This is a genomic window from Micromonospora sp. NPDC049151 (assembly GCF_040648395.1).
Classification (GTDB): domain Bacteria; phylum Actinomycetota; class Actinomycetes; order Mycobacteriales; family Micromonosporaceae; genus Micromonospora.
In genome coordinates, this window is sequence record NZ_JBEZDP010000008.1 from 117,289 (window position 1) to 138,808 (window position 21,520).

Here is a 21,520-nt window from a genome sequence, read left to right on the forward strand (position 1 = left end):
GCCCCCTGTTGCGACCACCGGCTTTGGCTTAGCCTTCCGCCGGGGGGACCGTCAGGCCACCGGACCCTGCGCGGAAGGGGCACGCCGATGTCGATGGCAACACCGGCCCCCGGCCATGCCCCGGCCCGACCCGTCGACGGGGCGGCCCCGTGACCACCGAGCCGGCCGACCGTTCCCCCGACCGGATCGGCCTGCGCGGGACACCGACGGGCGTGGTCCTGCTCACCGTCGCGGTCGCGCTGACCGGTCTGCTCGCCGCAGTGCTCGGCCTCACCGTCCCGGCGCACCTGCCGGCCGGCCACCCACTGCCGGGTCCGGCGCGGTTCGGCATCGCCGTCGCCGCGTTCGCGGTGGCCCAGCTCGCCCGGCTGCGCTTCCGTACCGCTTCGGGCATGGTGAGCATCACCTGGGGTGAGGCCGCACTGGTGGTCTGCCTCTGGCTGGTGCCGGCCGGCTGGCTCCCGGCCGCGGCCCTGCTCGGCGTGGGTGCCGCCTGGACCGTGATGTCGGTGCTCTCCGACCGCCGTCCCGCCCTGGAACTGGTGGGGATCGCCGGTTCGCTGACCGCCGCCACCGCGCTCGCCGCGGCGGTGGCCACCGCGCTCGGGGCGCCGCTGCTCGCCGCGCCCACCCCGGAGCTGGCGCTCACGCTCAGCGCCGCCGCGGTGACCTACCTGCTGACCACCGCCTTCCTGGGCGCCGTCGCGCTCGCCCTGCGGCACGGCATCGCGATCGGCCCGCCGCTGCTCGCCGCGCTGCGCGGCAAGCTGCTCATGTTCGTCGGCAACGTGGCGGTCGGCCTGGTGGTCGTCGCGCTGCTCGAACTCGACGCGCGCTGGCTGCTGCTCCTGCCGCCGCCGCTCTGGCTGCTCCAGCAGACCTACCGCCACCGGCTCCGGGCCGACCAGGAGCGGCGGACCTGGCGGGCGTTCGCCGAGGCCACCGCCGCACTCAACCAGCTCGACGAGCGTGGCGTGGCGACCGCCGCGGTGACCGGCGCGCTCACCCTGTTCGGCGCGGAACTGGTCGAGGTGGACGTGGCCCGGGGCGAGGGACGCTGGCGCCGCTACCGGGCCGACCGCGGCGGCCAGGTACGCGACCGGGAGGTGGAACCGTCGGCCGGCCTCGGCGTGGGGGAGCACGAACTGGTGCGGCGCCTCGCGGTGGGTTCGGCCGAGGTCGGCCGCCTGCGGGTGCGGTTCGCCCGGTCCGCCCCGCCGAGTGCCCGGGAACGCGACGGCGTGGCGGCATTCGGGGACGCCCTGGCCGCCGCGCTGCACGACGCCGCCACGCACCGCGAGCTGCGGCTGGTCACCGCCCGCTCGTCGTACGACGCGGTGCACGACCAGCTCACCGGCCTGCTCAACCGGTCGGCGTTGCTCGCGAAGGGCGACCAGGCGCTGCGGCAGCGCGCACACGACCACCCGGTGGCCCTGCTGCTGCTCGACGTGAACCAGTTCAAGGAGGTCAACGACACGCTGGGGCACTCGGCGGGCGACCAGTTGCTGCGGCTGACCTCCAACCGGCTCGCCGCGCTGACCCGGCCGGGTGACCTGCTCGGCCGCCTCGGCGGCGACGAGTTCGCCCTCCTGCTGACCTCGGTTCCGCTGGTCGAGGACCGGACGGCCCCGCTGGCGTACGCGCTGCGTCAGGCCCGGGAGGTCGCCGAGCGCCTCGCCGCACCGACCGAGGTGGCCGGGGTACGGATGTCCGTCGAGGTGGCGGTGGGTGTGGTGGTGGCCGACGCGGGCACCGCCGACCTGACCGAGCTGCTGCGGCGTGCCGACATCGCCATGTACCAGGCGAAGGAGGGCGGCGGCAGCGTCGCCGCGTACGACAGCTCGCGCGACGCGGCGAGCACCGACCACCTGGCCTTGCTGGCGGAGATGCGGGAGGCGCTGGCCGCCGACGACCAGCTGGTGCTGGCGTTGCAACCGGCGGTGGACCTGGCGACCGGCGCGCCGACCGGGGTGGAGGCGCTGATCCGGTGGCGGCATCCGCGCCGGGGCTGGCTCGGCCCGGCCGACTTCATCCGGCCGGTGGAGAACAGCGAGCAGCTCGGCAGCTTCACCCGGTACGTGCTGGACAAGGCGCTGGCGGTCGCCTCCGGGTGGGCGCGGGACGGGCTGGACGTGCCGATCTCGGTGAACCTGTCCGCGCGCAGCCTGCTCGACCCGCGGCTGCCCGTCGAGATCGAGGAGGCGCTGCTCCGCCACCAGGTGCCGCCGCACCGGCTGGTCCTGGAGATCACCGAGACGGTGGTGATGAGTGAGCTGGAGGTCATCGACGAGGTGCTGGCGACGCTGCGCGCCATGGGCGTGCAGCTCGCCGTGGACGACTTCGGCACCGGCTTCTCGTCGCTGACGTTCCTCACCCGGATCGCCGTGGACGAGTTGAAGGTGGACCGCTCGTTCGTGCTCCGGATGGCCGACTCACCGGAGGCGGCGGCGATCGTCCGGACCACCGTGGGCCTGGCCCACGAGCTGGGGCTGCGGGTGGTGGCCGAGGGCGTGGAGACCGCCGAGCAGCGCACCGCGCTGGCCGAGCTGGGCTGCACCGCCGCCCAGGGCTACCACTTCTTCAAGCCGATGCCGGCCGACAAGATCGGCGCGGTGCTCGGGTCGCTGCGGGACTCCGCCCGGGGCAACGTCTTCCCGCTGCGCGCCGACGGCGTCTCCTGACCCTGAGAGGGGTTAACAGCATGCGTACGCGAATACGCTTGCTGAATCGGACTTGGAGGCGGTAAGTTCTTACCTGTCCGGGGGCCGGTCGCTGGCAGCTTCCCCAGAAAGAGCCGTGCCCCGGGCGGCATGCAGAGCAGAGGCGGACCCGGGGCTTACCGGCCCAAGGTATCACACCGCCCTGCCCACACACCTCTCGGATGGAGCCGCAGTGATGCCTGCCGACCTGCCGGACTGGATCAGGCGCTCGTTCTCGGTAGCTCGGATGCGGCCGTATGTGGAGGCCGTGGCGGGAGACCACGATCAGGCAGTGGCTCTCTACTGGTGGAACATCGAGATTTCGGCGGCCTTCTACGGCCCCTTGCATTGCCTCGAGATCGCGCTGCGCAACGCGCTGCACCGACGCCTCGCCAGTCACTACGACAGGCCGGACTGGTGGGCCGTTGCGCCGCTGACCGAACACGGGTCGCGTCTTGTGCGTGAAGCGGCGGACAAGTGCCGGCGCCGATTCGGCCGTCGCGGCGTGCTGGCGCCGGGGGCAGACGACGTGGTCGCGGAGTTGAGCTTCGGATTCTGGGTGTCGCTACTCAGTAATCGGCCGGGGTCCCGGTACGACCGATTGCTCTGGGTGCCTGCCCTGAACCAAGCATTTCCCGGCTATTCCGGTTCCCGTGGACGCCTCCACGAATCTTTCGAGACCATGCGCCTACTGCGGAACCGCATAATGCACCACGAGCCGATCCACCATCGGGATCTCGCAGCTGACCATCGAAGGCTGTACCAGTTGTTGGCGGCAGTCGATGGATCCGTCGTCGAAGTGGTGCGGGCCATGGACCGGGTCCCGTCAGTCCTGTTGAGGCGCGATGACGTCCGGTCGTGCCGGACGCAGCCACGGTTCTGAGGACGCGCATGGGTCCGGCGCAGGCGCACTTGGTATCGCGATCCGAGATCGCGCGGCTCGCCGGTGTGGAGCGGCCTGCCGTGACGAACTGGCAGCGACGTCACCAGGACTTCCCGAAACCTCTCACCACCGCGGACGGGGAGATGTTCCGCAGGGACGAGGTGGTCGCCTGGCTAGCGTCAAGGCAGATTCCTACCAAGGGACTTCGAGCGGGCGAGACACCCGGAACGACATACGGTGACCGGTTGGTGGCGACGGCGGCGGGAAACGATTCCCGGCGAGCCTCGCCTGCTGTCGTCGGGTCAGACGGCCGGCGAGCGCTGAACGACGTCGTCTGGCGGCTCCACGACTTGTCCAGAACGACGGCTAGGGACGGCGACTATTGGCAGGTTCTGTTGGCGCTGATGTTCGTCCAGCGTTTTCGACCGGATGTTTGGCAGGTGTTCGCGGCTGAGTCCGATGTCGCGGACACGCCGGCGCGTCTCTCGTCGTCCTTCGAGATGTCCGGGCTGCCTGATGCCGCCCGAGCGGTGCGACACCTCACCACCGTGACGCCGACGGCCCAGCAGACCCTGGCAGGAGTGATTGGCATCCTCACAGAGTTCGCCGGTTCAGCGGCACCCTCCCGGGCCCTGCAGGACGACCATGTCGCGACGCTTTTCGACTACGCCTTCGACCGGTTGGCGGAGGAGGTCCGCTATGCCTTCGTCACGCCCAGGTCACTTGCTCGTCTGATCGGTGACCTAGTTGGTCCGGTCGCGGGCGGAGAACGATGCGTCGATCCGTTTTGTCGCGGCGGGGAGCTCTTGGTGGAACTGGCCCGGTCGGCGGGGAAGCCGCCTGTGGCACCGATCCAGATCGCCGGTACGCATCCCGATCCGCGGATGGTGGAACTCGCGCGGATGAACGTCGCCATGCACCGATTCGACGGGTCACCTTTGGAGCTGATCGAGCAGGGAGAGCCACGCGTGCGCGGCAGTGCCGACGTGGTGGTGACAAACCCTCCCTTCGGGGCTCTACCCAACGAAGCCGCCGCCAACGGCCCTTTCGGCTCGGCCCGGCGGAAGGAGACGGCCCTGCTCCAATCGGCCATCTCGTCGCTCACCGAGGACGGCCGAGGAGCCGTCGTCATGCCTCAACTGGCCGCCTTCGGCAAGGGCACAGCCGATCGAGAGATGCGACGGGCCTTGGTGGAAGCGGGGGCGGTGGCCGCAGTGGTGGCGCTACCGGCCGGCCTGTTCGCCGAGACCACCATCGGAGTGACGCTCTGGCTCATCCGGAGGCCGAGGGGAAGCGCCACCGATGTGCTGTTCATAGATGCTCGTACGGCCGGTGAGGCGGCATCCCGCGGCCGCAGGACACTTCGGCCCGAAGACATCAAGTCGATTGTCGATGAGTACCGGCGCTGGCGGTCTACCTCCCCGACGGGTGTTCCGTTCGAGCCTTCAGCCGGTATGAGCGCCGTGGTTTCCCCGGCATTGATCTCCACCCGGGACTACTCGCTACTGCCGTCGACCTACGTCGCGGCCGAGTCCTCTCAGACAGTCGGAGTCTCGTGGCACGACCTGACTGTCGTACGCGCGGAGTTGGCCCAGCTGGTCGATCGGGCGAAAGCCGTGGACTCCGAGGCGCACGAGATGCTGGAGGGGCTCGGTGGCGGATGAGTGAACACAGAGCCGTGCCGACGGGATGGCCTGAGGTGCGATTGGGTGACGTGGTCGATATCCGATCCGGGCCGTCGGGTGCGACGGTGGGGTCGGGAGACCGTCAAACCGAGGGGCACCCGATGATCATGCCCAAGGACCTCGTCGACGGCCGCGTACGCTCGGAAGGCTTAGCTCGCGTTCGGCACGACGTGGCGGCTCGCCTAACTCGTTACAGCGTTTTGCGCGGCGATGTCCTGGTCACGCGCACCGGTACCGTAGGTCGGATCGCCTGGGTGCCTGAGGAGTCCGAGGGCTGGTTGTTCTCGACGGGGCTCCTCCGGCTACGCCCACACCGGATCAACTCCCGATACCTCGTCTACTACCTGACTCTGCCCGAGATTCAGGACTGGTTCGAGCACAACCGCGCGGGTACCGCAATTCCTGCCCTCAATGCGTCCACCCTGGGCAGCATGCCCGTTCTCGTGCCGTCCACGGAACGTCAGGAGACGATCGTGCGCCACCTCGATCTGCTGAACGAGCAGGCGGAGGTGCACGCCCGAATCAGCCGAACCGCCGAGCGGGCGCGCGACGTCCTCGCGCAGCTTTTGATTCGGGGAGTCGAACCTCCTCCTGAGTAGGCGTGCGCGGTGGTGGCTGGCACATTGCCGGGGTGGCGTCGCACCGACGGTGGACTCGCTTGACGGTTAGGGTCGGGTGGTGAACCGACTCGCCCAGGCCACCTCGCCCTATCTGCTCCAGCACGCCGACAACCCGGTCGACTGGTGGCCGTGGTGCGACGAGGCGTTCGCCGAGGCGAAGCGGCGCGACGTGCCGGTGCTCATCTCGGTCGGCTACGCGGCCTGCCACTGGTGTCACGTCATGGCTCACGAGTCGTTCGAGAACGAGGCAGTGGCCCGGCTGATGAACGACGACTTCGTCTGCGTCAAGGTCGACCGCGAGGAGCGTCCCGACGTCGACGCGGTCTACATGACCGCCACGCAGGCGATGACCGGGCAGGGCGGCTGGCCGATGACGGTCTTCGCCACGCCGGACGGCACGCCGTTCTTCTGCGGCACGTACTTCCCCCGGGCGAACTTCATCCGCCTGCTCGGCTCGGTCGCCACCGCCTGGCGCGACCAGCGGGAGGCGGTGCTGCGGCAGGGCGCCGCCGTGGTCGAGGCGATCGGCGGCGCGCAGGCCGTCGGCGGCGTGACCGCCCCGCTCACCGCCGACCTGCTCGACGCCGCCGCGAGCCAGCTCGCCCGGGAGTACGACGAGACGAACGGCGGTTTCGGCGGGGCGCCGAAGTTCCCGCCGCACATGAACCTGCTCTTCCTGCTCCGGCATTACCAGCGCACCGGCTCGGCGCGCAGCCTGGAGATCGTCCGGCACACCTGTGAGGCGATGGCTCGCGGCGGCCTCAACGACCAGCTCGCCGGCGGCTTCGCCCGCTACTCGGTGGACGGCCACTGGACGGTGCCGCACTTCGAGAAGATGCTCTACGACAACGCGCTGCTGCTGCGCGTCTACACCCAGCTCTGGCGGCTCACCGGCGACCGGCTGGCCCGCCGGGTGGCCCGCGACACCGCCCGGTTCCTCGCCGACGAGCTGCATCGCGCGGGTGAGGGCTTCGCCTCCGCGCTGGACGCGGACACCGAGGGCGTCGAGGGGCTCACCTACGTCTGGACGCCCGACCAGCTCGCCGAGGTGCTGGGGGAGGCGGACGGCCGGTTCGCCGCCGACCTGTTCGAGGTCACTGCCGACGGCACGTTCGAGCACGGCACCAGCGTGCTGCGGCTGGCCCGGGACGTCGACGACGCCGACCCGGCGGTGCGGGCCCGCTGGCAGGACGTGGTGGGCCGGCTGCTGGCCGCCCGCGACACCCGCCCCCAGCCGGCCCGCGACGACAAGGTGGTGGCCGCCTGGAACGGGCTCGCGATCACCGCGATCGCGGAGTTCCAGCAGGTCGCCGCGCTTCTCGTGTCGCCCGACGACGAGGACGCGAACCTGATGGACGGCGTGCTGATCGTCTCCGACGGCGCGATGCGGGACGCCGCCGAGCACCTGGCCGCCGTGCACCTGGTGGACGGCCGGCTGCGCCGGGTCTCCCGGGACAGGGCCGTGGGTCAGCCCGCCGGGGTGCTGGAGGACTACGGCTGCGTCGCCGAGGCGTTCTGCGCGATGCACCAGCTGACCGGCGAGGGGCGGTGGCTGACGCTGGCCGGTGAGCTGCTCGACGTGGCGCTGGCCCGGTTCGCCGGCCCGGAGGGCGCCTTCTACGACACCGCAGACGACGCCGAGCGCCTGGTCACCCGGCCCGCCGACCCGACCGACAACGCGACCCCGTCGGGCCGCTCGGCGATCGTCGCGGCGCTCGTGGCGTACGCGGCGCTGGCCGGGGAGCCCCGCTACCGGGAGGCGGCCGAGAAGACGCTGACGACTGTCGCGCCGATCGTCGACCGGCACGCCCGGTTCACCGGGTACGCGGCCACCGTCGGCGAGGCGCTGCTGTCCGGGCCGTACGAGATCGCGGTGGCGACCGGCGACCCGGAGGGCGACCCGCTGGTGGCCGCCGCCCGGCGCCACGCCCCGCCCGGCGCGGTGGTGGTGGCCGGTGCCCCGGACCAGCCCGGGGTGCCGCTGCTGGCCGGGCGGCCGTTCGTCGGCGGGCAGCCCGCCGCGTACGTCTGCCGGGGTTTCGTCTGCCAGCGTCCGGTGACCAGCGTCGACGAGCTGATCGCGCAGCTCGGCTGAGCCGAGTGGGCCGGGCCGCCCTCGCGGTCCGGCCGGGCACCGGCCCTTATAGGCTGGCGGCGCTATGGACTCCCGTACCGGTCTCCCCGTCGTGGGCATGGTGGGTGGCGGCCAGCTCGCCCGGATGACCCACCAGGCCGCCATCGCTCTCGGCCAGTCGCTTCGCGTGCTGGCGCTCGCCCCGGACGACGGCGCCGCGCTGGTCGCCGCCGACGTCCAGTACGGCGACCACACCGACCTGGCCGCGCTGCGTACCTTCGCCAAGGGCTGCGACGTGGTCACCTTCGACCACGAGCACGTCCCCAACGAGCACATCCGCGCGCTGACCGACGAGGGTGTGAAGCTGTTCCCGCCGGCCGAGGCGCTGGTGCACGCGCAGGACAAGCGGGTGATGCGGGAGCGGCTCGGCGAGCTGGGCGCGCCGAACCCCTCCTGGCGCCCGGTGGAGTCCCCGGCCGACCTGGTCGCCTTCGGCGAGGAGGCCGGCTGGCCGGTGGTGCTCAAGGCCGCCCGGGGCGGCTACGACGGCCGCGGCGTCTGGATGGTCGACGACGCCGACCGGGCCGGCGAGCTGGCCGCCACGCTGCTCGCCGGAGGTACGCCGCTGCTGGTGGAGGAGCGGGTGGCGCTGCGCCGGGAGCTGGCCGTGCAGGTCGCGCGGTCGCCGTTCGGGCAGGTCGCCGCGTACCCGGTGGTGGAGACGGTGCAGCGTGACGGCATCTGCGTCGAGGTGCTGGCACCCGCGCCCGACCTGCCGGAGGAGCAGGCCGTTGCCGCGCAGCAGCTCGCCATCGACCTCGCGACCGCGCTCGGCGTGGTCGGCCTGCTCGCTGTGGAGCTGTTCGACACGCCGTCCGGGCTTGTCGTCAACGAGCTGGCGATGCGGCCGCACAACTCCGGGCACTGGACCATCGAGGGGGCCAGGACCTCGCAGTTCGAGCAGCACCTGCGGGCGGTGCTCGACTACCCGATGGGGGACACCTCGCTGACCGCGCCGGTCGTGGTGATGGCGAACGTGCTCGGCGGCGAGCCGGGCGGCATCTCCATCGACGAGCGGCTGCACCACCTGTTCGCCGCCGAGCCCGGGGCCAAGGTCCACCTCTACGGCAAGCAGGTCCGCCCGGGCCGCAAGATCGGGCACGTCACTGTGCTCGGCAACGACCTGGCCGAGGTACGGGCCCGGGCCGCGCGTGCCGCCCGCTGGCTCCAGGAGGGGCACTGATGAGCACCGTCGGGCTGATCATGGGCAGCGACTCGGACTGGCCGGTCATGCGGGCCGCCGCCGAGGCGCTCGACGAGTTCGGCGTGCCGTACGAGGTGGGTGTGGTCTCGGCGCACCGCACGCCGGTCAAGATGATCGAGTACGGCCGGTCCGCCGCCGATCGTGGGGTCCAGGTGATCATCGCGGGCGCGGGCGGAGCGGCCCACCTGCCCGGCATGGTCGCCTCGGTCACCCCGTTGCCGGTGATCGGCGTCCCGGTGCCGCTGAAGTACCTGGACGGCATGGACTCGCTGCTGTCCATCGTGCAGATGCCGGCCGGCGTGCCGGTCGCCACCGTGTCGATCGGCAACGCCCGCAACGCCGGCCTGCTCGCGGTACGCATCCTGGGTGCCTCCGATCCGGTGCTGCGCGAGAAGATGGCCGCCTACCAGGCGGGCCTGGAGGACCTGGTCGCCGAGAAGGAAGCCGCGCTGCGCGCCTCCCTGGCCTGACCGCTCGTCACTCAGCGTACTCAATCCGGATGGTCGCTCAGCGTGACCGGCCCAGCGGGCCGGAGTGGATGCCCTCCGCCTACTTTGCTCTGCAGCCATCGGCGCAGCGTGGCTCTGACCTGCGGCGCGGCGTTTCGCTGCAAATCGCTCGGCGGCCGCTCATGTCACTGCGAGTGGCCGCTGCTTCCGTGGGTGCAGAGCAAAGTCGGCGCAGGGTGCCATGCCGGCCGCAGCTAGCCGACACGGACTGTGATGGGCAGGCGCGTGGGTCGGGCGTGCTGCCGCGTGCCTGAGGGCCCGGCCGTCACGGCTGGGCTCAGCCGGTCATGGCTAGCCCGCGACCGGCTGAGTCCGGCCGGCTCACCGCATGCCGCGTAGTGCGGTCTGGAGACGCTCCTGAGCGCGGCGTCGGCGCTCGTTGCTCGCGCCGAGCACCAGCAGCACGATGCCGACCGGGATCAGCACCAGCCACGGGCCGAGGCTGAACAGCGCGTGCACGGCCGCGATCGCGGTCACCGTCGCGCCCACGATCACCGGGGCCTGCTGCCGGCTGGTCGAGCCGAAGATCAGCACTGCGACGGCACCGAGCAGCAGCAGCACCTGACGCAGCATGCCGGAGTCGCTGGCGATCACGATCGCCAGCGTGGGCAGGAACGCGGTGACCAGCGCCGGGCCGTACGCCACCCAGCTCGACAGGTCGGGCCGGTGCCGCAGTTGCAGCACGCCGACCAGGAGGGCGAGCGCGGCGAACGGCAGCGTGTAGGCCTCCGGCAGCGCCACGTCGGCCACCCGCATCAGAATCCACCAGGCGCTGATCTCACAGGCCACGACCGCCCAGAACAGCAGGTTGCGTTCCATCGGCCGCCGCCCCGGACGGCTGGCCGCCACCCCGAGGACCGCGCCCCAGGCGGCCAGCAGCGCGGCGATGTGCCGGGGCGAGTCGTACGCCAGCGCCAGCGCGATGAGCGCCGCCCCGTAGCCGCTCCACTCGACTGTGGCCGCCTCCCGGTACGCCTCGGGACGGCGCAGCCGTGGCAGCGTGGCGGCGAACACCTGCAACGCCGCGCCGACCGCGAGCACCCCGAACGCGGACCAGACCGCCGCCAGCCCGGACTTCAGGCCGACCGTGAGCACGAACAGTTGCGCCATCACCGAGCCGAACAGCCAGCCCAGGATGCGGGCCCGCTGGGTGGTGCCGAACAGCGCGGCGACAGTGCCCACACCGACCGCCCCGCCCAGCGTGAACACCGTCAGGTCGCTCGTGGCCAGGCTGCCCGCGAGCCCGGCGCCACCGGCGGCGAGGCCGAGCGCGAAGACCAGCACCCGGGCCACCCGGATCGACCGGCCCGGCTCGGCCAGCGCCGGCGGCGGGGTCAGCGCCAGCCCGAGCATCGAGATGGTGAACACCGCCAGCGCGGCCAGCGCGGTCACCGGCCAGCCACGGCCGAGCGCCACCGGCGTGATCAGCAGCGTGATCGCCGCCCCGGGCAGGATCACCGGCACCGCCCGGGACCGCCGGCCGCCACTGAACCCGGTGGCGGCGAGCGCCGCGGTCACGGTCAACAGCAGCGCGGTGAGCACGTGCGTGGGGTTCACCGCGTTCGGCGGCGGCGTCAGCAACTCCGGCGGCGGCCCCTGCCACACCCGCTTCAGCACCGCGAACGGCGAGAACAACGCCACCACGAGCGACGGGGCCAGGGTGGCCAGCGCCAGGGCGACGGGTAGCGCCGCGGCGGCCAGCGCTCCGGCGGCCGGGCTGACCCGCCAGCGCAGCTCCGGATCGTCCGGGGCACGCCGTAGCGCCCCGTTGAGCAGCACGGTCCAGCGGCGTACCGGCCGGCCCGAACCGGCGGGCGGGACGGTGGCGGCCCGTACCAGTTCGGCGAGCACACCGAGCAGCGCGGCGGCGGCGGCGAACACGCCGGCCGGCAGCCCGACCGCGAGCGCGGCGGCGGCGGTGACGGTGGCCGCGCCGACCACCGCGACACTGGCGTACGGAAGGTATTGCGGCACCTGCCGGCGTACCGCCGCGATCGCGGCCAGACCGATGCTGGCGGCGGCGAGCGCGGCGGTGAGCACCACCTGGGGTGGGCGGCCGTACTCGACTGCCAGCGCGGCCACCGCGCCGGGCGCCGCGAGCAGCGCGGCTCCGGCACCCGCGCCGCCGACCTGCACCAGGTGTGGCGGCATGCCCTCGGTGCGTACGTCGTCGACGAGCGACGGCGCGAGCGTCCGCGCCACGGCGGCCACCGTCGCGCCGATCAGGGCGATGCTGCCCAGCGCCAGCGCGGTGGTCCACGGGCGCACCAGCCCGGCCCCGGCGGCGTGCAGCGCCACCACCCCGGCCACTGTCGCCCGGGACAGCGCGGCCCGGGGGTCGACAGAGGCCGCGGCCGCCATGCCGTAGACGGTGGCCACCATGCAGCCGACCAGCACCGGGGACCACCAGGGCAGGTCGAACGCGGCCGGGGCGCCCACAGCGGCGAGCACGGCGGCCAGGCCGGAGACGTCGTACTTCCAGGGTGGCGGCAGCAGGATGGCCGCGGTGACCGCCAGCAGCGCCAGCGCGACCGGGGCCTGCCAGGTCGAACCGCCGGTCGGCGCGGCCGGCCAGCCGGTCAGGTCACCGGCCCAGATCGGGCCGGGGGTGGCGAGCACGCCGAGCCCGCCGCGCAGGGCGCTCCAGGCGGCGATCAGGCCGATCAGGGTGCCACCGGCGGCGATGCCGAGGATCGGTCCGCGCCGCCACTCCTCGGGCAGCGCACGCGCGGCCACCGCCACCAGCAGCACCAGCGCGGAGGCCACCACGAGCTGACCACCGGGGGCGAGCACCGCGGCGATCCGGGCCAGTGTGGCGACCAGCGCCACAGTGGTGGCGGCAAGGGCCAGGTCGGACCCGTCGAGGGACATGTCGGCGCGACGCCCGGCGTCGATGCGCGGGGAGAGCGCCAGCAACGCGGCGGCGACCAGGAGCAGCCCGCCCACCCAGGCGTCGGCCGAGGTCGTGCCCGGCGCGCCGAACGCGGCGGCGGCGACTGCCACCGTGCCCAGCACCGTGCCGAGCGCGTGCGGCATGCTCAGGTGCCGCTGCGCCACCTGCACCAGGGCGGCGTAGCCGAGCGTGACGCAGACGGCGAGGAAGCTCGCCGCGAGGATCGGCACGGTGATCTCGCGCAGGTTCGCCGGTGTGGCGACCGGCGGCGTCGGCACCGTGGCGGCGACGAACGCGGCGACGGCGCCGGGCAGGGCGAACGCCGCGCCGCCCGCCGCCCAGGCGCAGACGGTCTCGGTCGCGGCGGCGGCGAGCCGGACCCGGGGGGCGAGGGACACCAGCGCCCCGGCCAGGAACAGCACCGTCAGCGCGGCGGCGGTGAGGGCCGGGCGGCCGAGCGCCGCACCCGCGCCGACCAGGCCGAGCCCGGCCGCTGTCACCGCGTGCGCCACAGCGGCCCGTTCCGTGCGGGCGGTCAGCCCGAGCACGCCGATCGCGACCGCGGTCAGCAGCATCGGCCAGCAGGCCGCCGCCCAGCCCAGACCGAGCGAGGCGGGTACGGCGAGCGCGGTGAGCGCCGCCCCGACCACAGCGAACTCGCGCCGGATCTCGGCCGGCAGGGCGATCACGGCGGCGACGGTGAGCAGCAACGCGCTGGCCGCCAGCTGCCAGCCGGTCGGCCCGACCGCCCGGGCCAGCTCGGCGTGCCATCCGCTCAGGTCCGCCGACCAGGCGGGCAACGCGGCCCGGGCCGGGGCCAGCCCGGCGCGCAGCGCGCCACCGGCGACCACCAGGCCGCTGACCGTGAGCGCCACCGCCGACGCGATCTGCGGACCACGCCGGGCCGACTCCGGTACGGCCCGGACGGCGAGCCCGGTCAACGCGATGACGGCGGAGATGAGCAGCAGGGACCGGCCGGGCAGGGCCACCGAGGCGACCCGCCCGAGCGCGCCGATGACCGCCAGTGTGAGGACGGCGGCGCCGACATCCGGCAGCGGCGGCCGGCGCAGCACGAGCGTCCCGGCCAGCGCGACCAGGGCGGCGAGGAGCAGCACCGTGCCCGCTGCGGCGGCCGGCGGCACCGTGGTGGCGCGCAGCAGGCCGGTGACCGCGTACGCCAGCGCGACCGCGACCGCCACGCCGTGCAGCAGCCAGGTCAGCTCGGGCAGCCAGGGCACCGGCCGGGCGGTGGCGGCCGGACCCGGCGGCGTCTCACCGCCCAGCACCTCGGCGGACTCCTCCGGGGCCGACTCGGGCCGGTCGTCGTCGGCGCGCTGCCGGGGCGGGCCGGGCGGTACCGGCCCGGTGGCGGGCAGGTCACGCCGGACGGGCCGTTCACGTACCACCGCCGAGCGCGCCAGCGCCAGGTCGAGCACCGCCACCACGGTCAGCACCAGCGCCCAGCCGACCGGCCCGGTGATCCGCTCGTACGCCAGCAGGGGCAGCACCGGCTGGGCGGCCAGCACCGTGGCGAAGCGTGGTGCGCGCAGACCGGTGCCGTACGCGTATCCGAGTGCGACGAGCGTGGTGACCAGGAAGATCGTGCCGGCGAAGGCGGCGCCCGTCCCGTCGCCGCCGATCCGGTCGACGGCCCAGAGCGCGTACCCGGCCAGCGGCACCAGCAGCAACCCGACCGCGGCGATGGTCTCGGCGGTGGAGGTCAGCCCGCGCCGGGCCAGCACCGGCGGGGCGAGCAGCATCAGTGCCGTCGCCACCAGCAGCACGCCGAGCCGGGCCAGCGCGTCCATCGAGCTGGTGGCGACCGCGGCGAAGACCACCGCGGCGACGCCGAGCAGGAGCGCGCCCAGCCCGAGCGGGATGTTCTGCACCTCCCGCGAGGACGCCTCGGGCGGGTGCTCCGGATCGTCCGCGTCGAGCCAGCGCGGGCGACCGCGCGGCGGCGACGGGGGCAGGTCCTCCGGGCCGGGCGGCGGGGTGCCCTGGCGGGGCACCCGGGGCGGCGCGCCGGTGGCGGCGGTGGGCGGGCGGCGGCCGGCCCGCCGGCGCAGCACCCGGCGCGGCCGGGTGGCCTGCCGGATCCGTTCCTCACCGGCGTGCGCGAGGATGTCCCGCTGGAAGAGGGCAGCCTGCATCTTGGCGGCGATCTGCCGCTGTTCCCGGGCGATCTCGGCGTCGCGGGCCTTCATCTCGGCGATCGAGCGCTCGATGTCGGCCAGGTGCTCGGACCACTGCGGCTGGGGCGCGCCGCAGTGCGGGCAGACGACGGCGGGCTTGATGTCCTGCCCGCACGAAGCGCACCTGAAGCTCTCCACGACAGTCTCCCGTCCGCCCGTGCCTCCGCACTGTGGACCTCCCAGAGGCAGCATGCCTTGAGTGGGCCGGGATTTCGACAGTTGCCGCCGCGTTCCGGACAACAAAAAGGACCGGCCCGGTCGGGGAGGTGTCCCCGGCGGGCCGGTCCAGCTGGTCAGCGGGTCAGGGGCGGCCCATGCCGCGGTACTCCCAGCCGGCCTGTGTCCACAGTGTGGAGTCGAGGCAGTTGCGCCCGTCGACCACCTTGCGGCCGTTCGCCAGCTCGCCCAGGGCCACCGGGTCGGCGTTGCGGAACTCGGCCCACTCGGTGAGCACGCAGACCAGGTCGGCACCACGGACCGCGTCGTTCATGCTCTCCTCGTACGCCAGCTCGGGCACCGCCCGGCGCGCGTTCTCGATCCCCTGCGGGTCGAACACGTGCACGTCGGCGCCGGCCTTGCCGAGCAGCGAGGCGACCGCGAGCGCCGGCGCGTCGCGTACGTCATCGGTGTTGGGTTTGAACGTGGCGCCGAGCACCGCGACCCGGGTGCCGGACAGGTCCGGGCCGGCCGGGCCGGAACGGCGGCCGAGCAGTTCGGCGGCGAGCTGCACCACGCGGCTGCGGCGGCGCTGGTTGATCAGGTCGACCTCGTGCAGGAAGCGCAACGCCTCACCGGCGCCCAGTTCCTGGGCGCGGGCCTGGAAGGCGCGGATGTCCTTGGGCAGGCAGGCGCCGCCGAAGCCGAGCCCGGCCTGGAGGAAGCGGTTGCCGATGCGCGGGTCGTAGCCGATCGAGCGGGCGAGCTGGGTCACGTCGCCGCCGGCCGCCTCGCAGACCTCGGCCATCGCGTTGATGAAGGAGATCTTGGTGGCGAGGAACGCGTTCGCGGCGACCTTTACCAACTCGGCGGTGGCGAAGTCGGTGACCACCAGCGGCACCTCGCGGTCCTCGGTGGCGGCGAGGTCGAAGACGCCCTTGTGGGCGGCGAAGAGCATGCCGTTTGCCCACTCGCTCTTGACGCCGACCACGATCCGGTTCGGACGCAGCACGTCGTCGACGGCGAAGCCCTCCTGGAGGAACTCGGGGCTCCACGCCACCTCGACGCCGAGGTCGGCCGGGGTGTGCTTGCCGACGAGCTGCTCCACCCACTCGGCGGTGCCCACCGGCACGGTGGACTTGCCGACGATCAGCGCCTTACGGGTCAGGTGCTGGGCGAGGCTCGTCACGGACGCCTCGACGTACGACAGGTCGGCGCCCATGCCGTCGGCCCGCTGCGGGGTGCCGACGCAGATGAAGTGGACGTCGCCGAAGTCGGCGGTCTCCTGGATGTCGGTGCTGAACCGCAGCCGGCCGGCGGCCAGGTTGCGGCGCAGCAGCTCGTCGAGGCCCGGCTCGTGGATCGGCACCTCGCCCGCGTTCAGCTTGGCGATCTTGTCCGCGTCGACGTCGAAGCCGAGCACCTCGTAGCCCAGTTCCGCGTAGCAGATGGCGTAGGTCGCACCGAGGTAGCCGGTGCCGAGGAAGGTCACCCGCGGGCGGGCGGCGCCGGACGGCGGGGTCACCGCGGCGATGGCGGGCATCGGCTGGGTGTTCGGGTACGGAATCGTCACGCCTGTCTTCTCCGCTCGCACTGGCGGCGCTTCCACGCGTCGCATTCTGCTGGGGCGCCGAGGCCGGGCACCGAGGGAACTGGATGTCTGCTGTGAGGGTAATCGGGTCGGGCGGGCGAGGCTCGGGCGCGAGCCTACCCGCCGGTAAGGTCCGGCCGGGACCGGTGGCTATCCTTCAGTTTGCGGCAGTCGTCGGCCCTCGGGCGGCACAGACTGCGCATGATAGCGGTGGAAGGGGAGGGCCGACATGGCCGCAGAGCAGTCGTTCGACGTCTATCGGTTGCCGGAGGAGCACGAGGCGATCCGGGAGGCGGTCCGTGAGGTCTGTGCGGCCAAGGTGGCTCCGCGCGCCGCCGAGGCGGACGAGACAGGTGAGTTCCCGAAGGCGTCGTACGAGGCCCTGCGCGCGGCCGACTTCCACGCCCCGCACATCCCTGTCGAGTACGGCGGCGCCGGCGCGGATGCGCTGGCCACGGCCATCGTGATCGAGGAGGTGGCGCGGGCCTGCGCGTCGTCCTCGCTGATCCCGGCGGTGAACAAGCTGGGCACCATGCCACTGCTGCTGGCCGGCTCCGAGGAGCTGAAGCGCAAGTACCTCACCCCGGTCGCGGCCGGGGACGGCATGTTCTCCTACTGCCTCTCCGAGCCGGAGGCGGGCAGCGACGCCGCCTCGATGACGACCAAGGCGGTACGTGACGGAGACCACTGGGTGCTCAACGGCGTGAAGCGGTGGATCACCAACGCGGGCGTGTCCGAGTACTACACGGTGTTCGCCGTGACCGATCCCACAGCCCGGTCGAGGGGCATCTCCGCGTTCGTGGTGGAGAAGTCCGACCCGGGCGTCAGCTTCGGCGCCCCGGAGAAGAAGCTCGGCATCAAGGGCTCGCCCACCCGGGAGGTCTACTTCGACAACGTGCGTATCCCGGCCGACCGCATGATCGGCGCCGAGGGCACCGGCTTCGCCACCGCCATGAAGACGCTGGATCACACCCGGGTCACCATCGCCGCCCAGGCGGTCGGCATCGCGCAGGGCGCGTTGGACTACGCCAAGGGCTACGTCCAGGAGCGCAAGCAGTTCGGCAAGCCGGTCGCCGAGTTCCAGGGCATCCAGTTCATGCTCGCCGACATGGGCATGAAGCTGGAGGCGGCGCGGCAGCTCACGTACACCGCCGCCGGCAAGTCCGAGCGCGGCGACGCGGACCTGACCTACTTCGGCGCGGCCGCCAAGTGCTTCGCCTCGGACGCCGCCATGGAGATCACCACGGACGCGGTCCAGTTGCTCGGCGGCTACGGCTACACCCGTGACTACCCGGTCGAGCGGATGATGCGCGACGCAAAGATCACCCAGATCTACGAGGGCACGAACCAGGTCCAGCGGATCGTGATGGCCCGTCAGCTGCTGAAGGGCTGACCACCGGCGTTCGGGCGGGCGGGCCGGCGTACCGGCCCGCCCGCGCTCGTCAACGGGTCTCGGTGCCCTCCGGCCGCCCGGCGCCGCGCGGGGGCGCGGACCAGGGCGACTCGCCGCCGGTACGGCGGGGCAGGGGTTCGGTGGGGGTCTCGGGATAGGCCAGCGTGAGCGGCGCGGTGTCCGGGTCCTTCGGCGCGTCGGCCGGGGGCCAGTCGGTGAGCGTCGGCTTGTGCTCCACCGGCGCGACGGCCGGGGTCAGCTCCGCCCCGGCCGCCGGGGGTGTGGCGGGACGCCGCCACCGGCTCGTGCTGAACACGGCCATCAGCAGCAGCACGCCGATGAGGAACAGGGTGCCGTTGTCCAGCGGCTCGCGCAGCGGCAGCGGGTCACCGAGCAGCTTCAGGTCGTCCGGCACCCGGTCCCGCACGCTGAACGGCGCGACGAACAGCCCGACGTACGGGGCGGCGAGCAGCAGGCCGGCCACCAGCGGGCCGAACGGCGAGAAACGCAACGTGCCGAGCAGACCGAGCAGGATGCCGGCGACGCCCAGATAGACGGCCGGCTCGATCAGGTTCGGTGTGCTGTACGTCCCGATCTCCACCCAGCGGTCGACGGTCCGCTCAGATCCGTCCTGACCGAGCGTGACGAGCACCCAGGTGACAGGCGCCACCGCCAACCCGGCGAGGAAGCTCCAGAGATGTCGCATCCGCGCACCGTACCGTTTTCGGCATGACAGATCATCCCGCGGTCCCGCCGGGTAAGCCCACGTCGTACTCCCGCGTCACGCTCAGTCGCATCATGACCGCGGTCGATGTCAATCTGTACGGGACCGTGCACGGTGGGGTACTGATGAAATTCGTGGACGACGTTGCCGGCGCGGCGGCGGCGCGGCACAGCGGCGGCACCGCGGTGACCGCGTCCATCGACGAGATCGTCTTCTCCGAGCCGGTCCGGGTGGGCGATCTCGTGCACGCCCACGCACAGGTCAACTGGACCGGCCAGACCTCGATGGAGGTCGGGGTGAGGGTGGTCGGCGAGCGCTGGGACTCGGCCGAGGAGGAGCCGGTGCGGGTCGCCACCGCGTACCTGGTCTTCGTGGGCGTCGACGTGGGCGGTGCGCCACGGCCGGTCCGCCCGGTGCTGCCCGAGACGCCGGAGGACGAACGCCGCTTCCGGGAGGCCGAGATCCGGCGCGCGCACCGGCTCGCCCGGCGCCGCGCGATCCAGGCCCACCGCGCCGGCTGAGGTGTAAGGAAGGGCCCCCTCTTAACGCCTGCGGTAGAGGAAGGGCCCCCTATTAACACCCGGGCACGCACGCTGCCCCCGCCGTCCGGCGGCGGACCCCCGCGGGAGTGAGGTGTTAACAGGGGGCCCTTCCTCTGCACGAGGCGTTAAGAGGGGGCCCTTCCTTCCATGTGGGCCACATGGGGTGGGGGTACGGGGTGTGGGCGGGGCACGCCCCGTACGGCGCACCCGGCGCGGACAATGGCGGCACGAGGTAGGGCAAGATGGCGCCACGGCTCCGGCACACCGTCGTGGCGGGCCCAGGGGAGGGTGGAACAGTGGCTGACGTGCTGTGGACGCCGCCGGCGGACGTGCGGGAGCGGTCCCGGATCGGTGACTACCTGCGCTGGCTGGCCGAGCACCGCGGGCTGGAGTTCGCCGACTACGACGCGCTGTGGCAGTGGTCGGTGACCGACCTGGACGCGTTCTGGCGCTCGATCTGGGACTACTTCGACGTGGTCGCGCACACCCCGCCGACCGCCACGCTCACCGACCGGGCCATGCCGGGCACCCGCTGGTTCCCCGGCGCGACGCTGAACTACGCCGAGAACGTGCTGCGCATGCCGGGGCTGGACGACGACGACCCGGCGGTGATCGCGCACGGGCAGACCCGCGCGCCGGAGACGCTCACCGCGGCCGAGCTGCGTGAGCGGGTCCGCCGGGTGGCCGCCGGGCTGCGCCGCCTCGGCGTGGGACCGGGCGACCGGGTGGCCGCGTACGCGCCGAACATCCCGGAGACGTACGTCCTGCTGCTCGCCGCCGCCAGCCTGGGCGCGATCTTCTCCTCCTGCGCGCCCGAGTTCGGCACCCGCAGCGTCACCGACCGCTGGCAGCAGATCGAGCCGACGGTGCTGGTCGCCGTCGACGGCTACCGGTACGGCGACAAGCCGGTCGACAGGCGCGCCGAGGTGGCCGCGATCCGGGCCGCGCTGCCGTCGCTGCGGCACACCGTCGCCGTCGCGTACCTCGATCCGGACGGCCCGGCCCCCGACGGCGCGCTGCCGTGGGCGGAGCTTGCGGCGCCCACCGACGAGCCGCTGACGTTCACCCCGGTCGCCTTCGACCACCCGCTCTACGTGCTCTACTCCTCCGGCACCACCGGCCTGCCCAAGCCGATCGTGCACGGCCACGGCGGCATCCTGCTGGAACACCTCAAGATGCTGGCGCTGCACCATGACCTGGGTCCGGCCGACCGGTTCCTCTGGTTCACCACCACCGGCTGGATGATGTGGAACTTCCTGGTCTCCGGCCCGGCGGTGGGCGCGGCGATCGTGCTGTTCGACGGCAACCCGGGCCACCCCGACCTGGGCGCGCTGTGGCGGCTGGCCGCCGACACCGGCACCACGTACTTCGGCACGTCCGCGCCGTTCCTGCTGGCCTGCCGCAAGGCCGGCCTGGTGCCGCGCGAGGTCGCGGACCTGTCCGCGGTGCGCGGCCTCGGCTCGACCGGCGCGCCGCTGCCGGCCGAGGGCTTCACCTGGGTGTACGAGAACGTGAGCGACCGCCTCCAGCTCCAGTCGCTGTCCGGCGGCACGGACGTGTGCACCGGCTTCGTCGGCGGCGTGCCGCTGCTGCCGGTGTACGCGGGGGAGATCGCCTGCCGGGCGCTCGGCGCGAAGGTGGAGGCCCGTTCCGCCGACGGCAGCGCGGTGATCGGGCAGCTCGGCGAGCTGGTGATCACCGAGCCGATGCCGAGCATGCCGGTCGGGTTCTGGAACGACCCGGACGGCGCCCGCTACCGGGAGGCGTACTTCGAGGTCTATCCCGGCGTGTGGCGGCACGGCGACTGGATCACGGTGAACGAGCGCGGCGGATGCGTGATCACCGGGCGGTCCGACGCCACGCTCAACCGGGGTGGGGTACGGCTGGGCACCGCGGAGTTCTACTCGGTGGTCGAAGGGCTGGACGAGGTGGTCGACTCGGTGGTCGTGCACCTGGAGGACGACGAGGGCGGCGCGGGCGAGCTGCTGCTGTTCGTGGTGCTCGCCGAGGGCCTGGAACTCGACGACGACATGCGGAAGAAGATCTGCCGGGAGCTGCGTACCGCGCTGTCGCCCCGGCACGTGCCGGACGAGATCCATCAGGTCCGGGCCGTGCCCCGCACGCTGAGCGCGAAGAAGCTGGAGGTGCCGGTGAAGAAGATCCTGACGGGCACCCCCGTCGACCGCGCGGCGGCCAAGGGCGCCCTGGCCAACCCCGAGTCCCTGACGGCGTTCGCCGCCCTCGCCCAGCGCCGTTCCACCACCGACAGCCCCGTCGCCCCTGGCTGATCAG

Annotated in this window: 13 protein-coding genes; 10 read left to right on the plus strand and 3 right to left on the minus strand. The window is 73.0% G+C overall.

Translation table 11 applies throughout. From position 1 onward, the window contains the following. Positions 1-185: 185 nt before the first annotated feature. The 7 genes from AB0B20_RS12130 (at position 186) to purE (ending at position 9,695) form a co-directional block, all read left to right on the plus strand. Positions 186-2,681, plus strand: a complete 2,496-nt coding sequence (locus AB0B20_RS12130) for a bifunctional diguanylate cyclase/phosphodiesterase (RefSeq protein WP_357381813.1) — start codon at positions 186-188, stop codon at positions 2,679-2,681. A 214-nt stretch (positions 2,682-2,895) separates the two neighbouring features. Next, positions 2,896-3,582 carry a hypothetical protein gene (locus AB0B20_RS12135; RefSeq protein WP_357381747.1) on the plus strand — a complete coding sequence of 229 codons (687 nt, stop codon included), beginning with the start codon at positions 2,896-2,898 and terminating at the stop codon, positions 3,580-3,582. 8 nt (positions 3,583-3,590) lie between these two features. Then, positions 3,591-5,246 carry an N-6 DNA methylase gene (locus AB0B20_RS12140; RefSeq protein WP_357381749.1) on the plus strand — a complete coding sequence of 552 codons (1,656 nt, stop codon included), beginning with the start codon at positions 3,591-3,593 and terminating at the stop codon, positions 5,244-5,246. Further along, positions 5,243-5,866, plus strand: coding sequence for a restriction endonuclease subunit S (locus tag AB0B20_RS12145; protein ID WP_357381752.1), 624 nt, complete (start codon positions 5,243-5,245; stop codon positions 5,864-5,866). Before AB0B20_RS12140 ends, AB0B20_RS12145 begins: the two co-directional genes overlap by 4 nt. A gap of 79 nt (positions 5,867-5,945) precedes the next feature. After that, the gene (locus tag AB0B20_RS12150; RefSeq protein WP_357381754.1) at positions 5,946-7,982 is read left to right on the plus strand and encodes a thioredoxin domain-containing protein; all 2,037 of its coding nucleotides are present in this window, start codon (positions 5,946-5,948) and stop codon (positions 7,980-7,982) included. Positions 7,983-8,046: 64 nt separating this feature from the next. Then, entirely contained in the window at positions 8,047-9,204 is a 1,158-nt protein-coding gene (locus tag AB0B20_RS12155) for a 5-(carboxyamino)imidazole ribonucleotide synthase (protein WP_357381756.1), read from the plus strand. Beyond that, positions 9,204-9,695, plus strand: coding sequence for a 5-(carboxyamino)imidazole ribonucleotide mutase (gene purE / locus AB0B20_RS12160; RefSeq protein ID WP_357381758.1), 492 nt, complete (start codon positions 9,204-9,206; stop codon positions 9,693-9,695). Before AB0B20_RS12155 ends, purE begins: the two co-directional genes overlap by 1 nt. 360 nt (positions 9,696-10,055) lie before the next feature. On the opposite strand, the gene AB0B20_RS12165 is transcribed toward purE, so the two are convergent. Both AB0B20_RS12165 and AB0B20_RS12170 read right to left on the minus strand, forming a co-directional pair. Continuing rightward, the gene (locus AB0B20_RS12165; RefSeq protein ID WP_357470193.1) at positions 10,056-14,960 is read right to left on the minus strand and encodes a permease; all 4,905 of its coding nucleotides are present in this window, start codon (positions 14,958-14,960) and stop codon (positions 10,056-10,058) included. Positions 14,961-15,123: 163 nt separating this feature from the next. Next, complete coding sequence (locus AB0B20_RS12170) at positions 15,124-16,551, minus strand: UDP-glucose/GDP-mannose dehydrogenase family protein (protein WP_354865003.1); 1,428 nt, start codon at positions 16,549-16,551, stop codon at positions 15,124-15,126. 247 nt (positions 16,552-16,798) lie between these two features. On the opposite strand from AB0B20_RS12170, the gene AB0B20_RS12175 reads away from it, so the two are divergent. Then, positions 16,799-17,962, plus strand: coding sequence for an acyl-CoA dehydrogenase family protein (locus AB0B20_RS12175; protein ID WP_357381763.1), 1,164 nt, complete (start codon positions 16,799-16,801; stop codon positions 17,960-17,962). A 49-nt stretch (positions 17,963-18,011) separates the two neighbouring features. Here AB0B20_RS12175 and AB0B20_RS12180 read toward each other — a convergent pair whose 3' ends face one another. After that, positions 18,012-18,668 carry a hypothetical protein gene (locus AB0B20_RS12180; protein ID WP_357381765.1) on the minus strand — a complete coding sequence of 219 codons (657 nt, stop codon included), beginning with the start codon at positions 18,666-18,668 and terminating at the stop codon, positions 18,012-18,014. 23 nt (positions 18,669-18,691) lie between these two features. Here AB0B20_RS12180 and AB0B20_RS12185 point away from each other — a divergent pair, with 23 nt between their 5' ends. Both AB0B20_RS12185 and AB0B20_RS12190 read left to right on the plus strand, forming a co-directional pair. After that, on the plus strand, positions 18,692-19,207 hold the full coding sequence (locus AB0B20_RS12185; protein ID WP_357381767.1) for a hotdog domain-containing protein: 516 nt from the start codon (positions 18,692-18,694) through the stop codon (positions 19,205-19,207). Between the two features lie 317 nt (positions 19,208-19,524). Continuing rightward, positions 19,525-21,516: an acetoacetate--CoA ligase gene (locus AB0B20_RS12190; RefSeq protein ID WP_357470196.1), complete on the plus strand. Its 1,992-nt coding sequence runs from the start codon at positions 19,525-19,527 to the stop codon at positions 21,514-21,516. The last annotated feature ends 4 nt before the right edge of the window (positions 21,517-21,520 follow it).

Bases quoted from the DNA above. Each gene is read 5' to 3' on its own strand.
- AB0B20_RS12135 (WP_357381747.1), top strand. From the start codon at position 2,896: ATGCCTGCCGACCTGCCGGACTGGATCAGGCGCTCGTTCTCGGTAGCT.
- AB0B20_RS12140 (WP_357381749.1), top strand. From the start codon at position 3,591: ATGGGTCCGGCGCAGGCGCACTTGGTATCGCGATCCGAGATCGCGCGG.
- AB0B20_RS12145 (WP_357381752.1), top strand. From the start codon at position 5,243: ATGAGTGAACACAGAGCCGTGCCGACGGGATGGCCTGAGGTGCGATTG.
- AB0B20_RS12155 (WP_357381756.1), top strand. From the start codon at position 8,047: ATGGACTCCCGTACCGGTCTCCCCGTCGTGGGCATGGTGGGTGGCGGC.
- purE (WP_357381758.1), top strand. From the start codon at position 9,204: ATGAGCACCGTCGGGCTGATCATGGGCAGCGACTCGGACTGGCCGGTC.
- AB0B20_RS12175 (WP_357381763.1), top strand. From the start codon at position 16,799: ATGGCCGCAGAGCAGTCGTTCGACGTCTATCGGTTGCCGGAGGAGCAC.
- AB0B20_RS12180 (WP_357381765.1), bottom strand. From the start codon at position 18,668: ATGCGACATCTCTGGAGCTTCCTCGCCGGGTTGGCGGTGGCGCCTGTC.
- AB0B20_RS12185 (WP_357381767.1), top strand. From the start codon at position 18,692: ATGACAGATCATCCCGCGGTCCCGCCGGGTAAGCCCACGTCGTACTCC.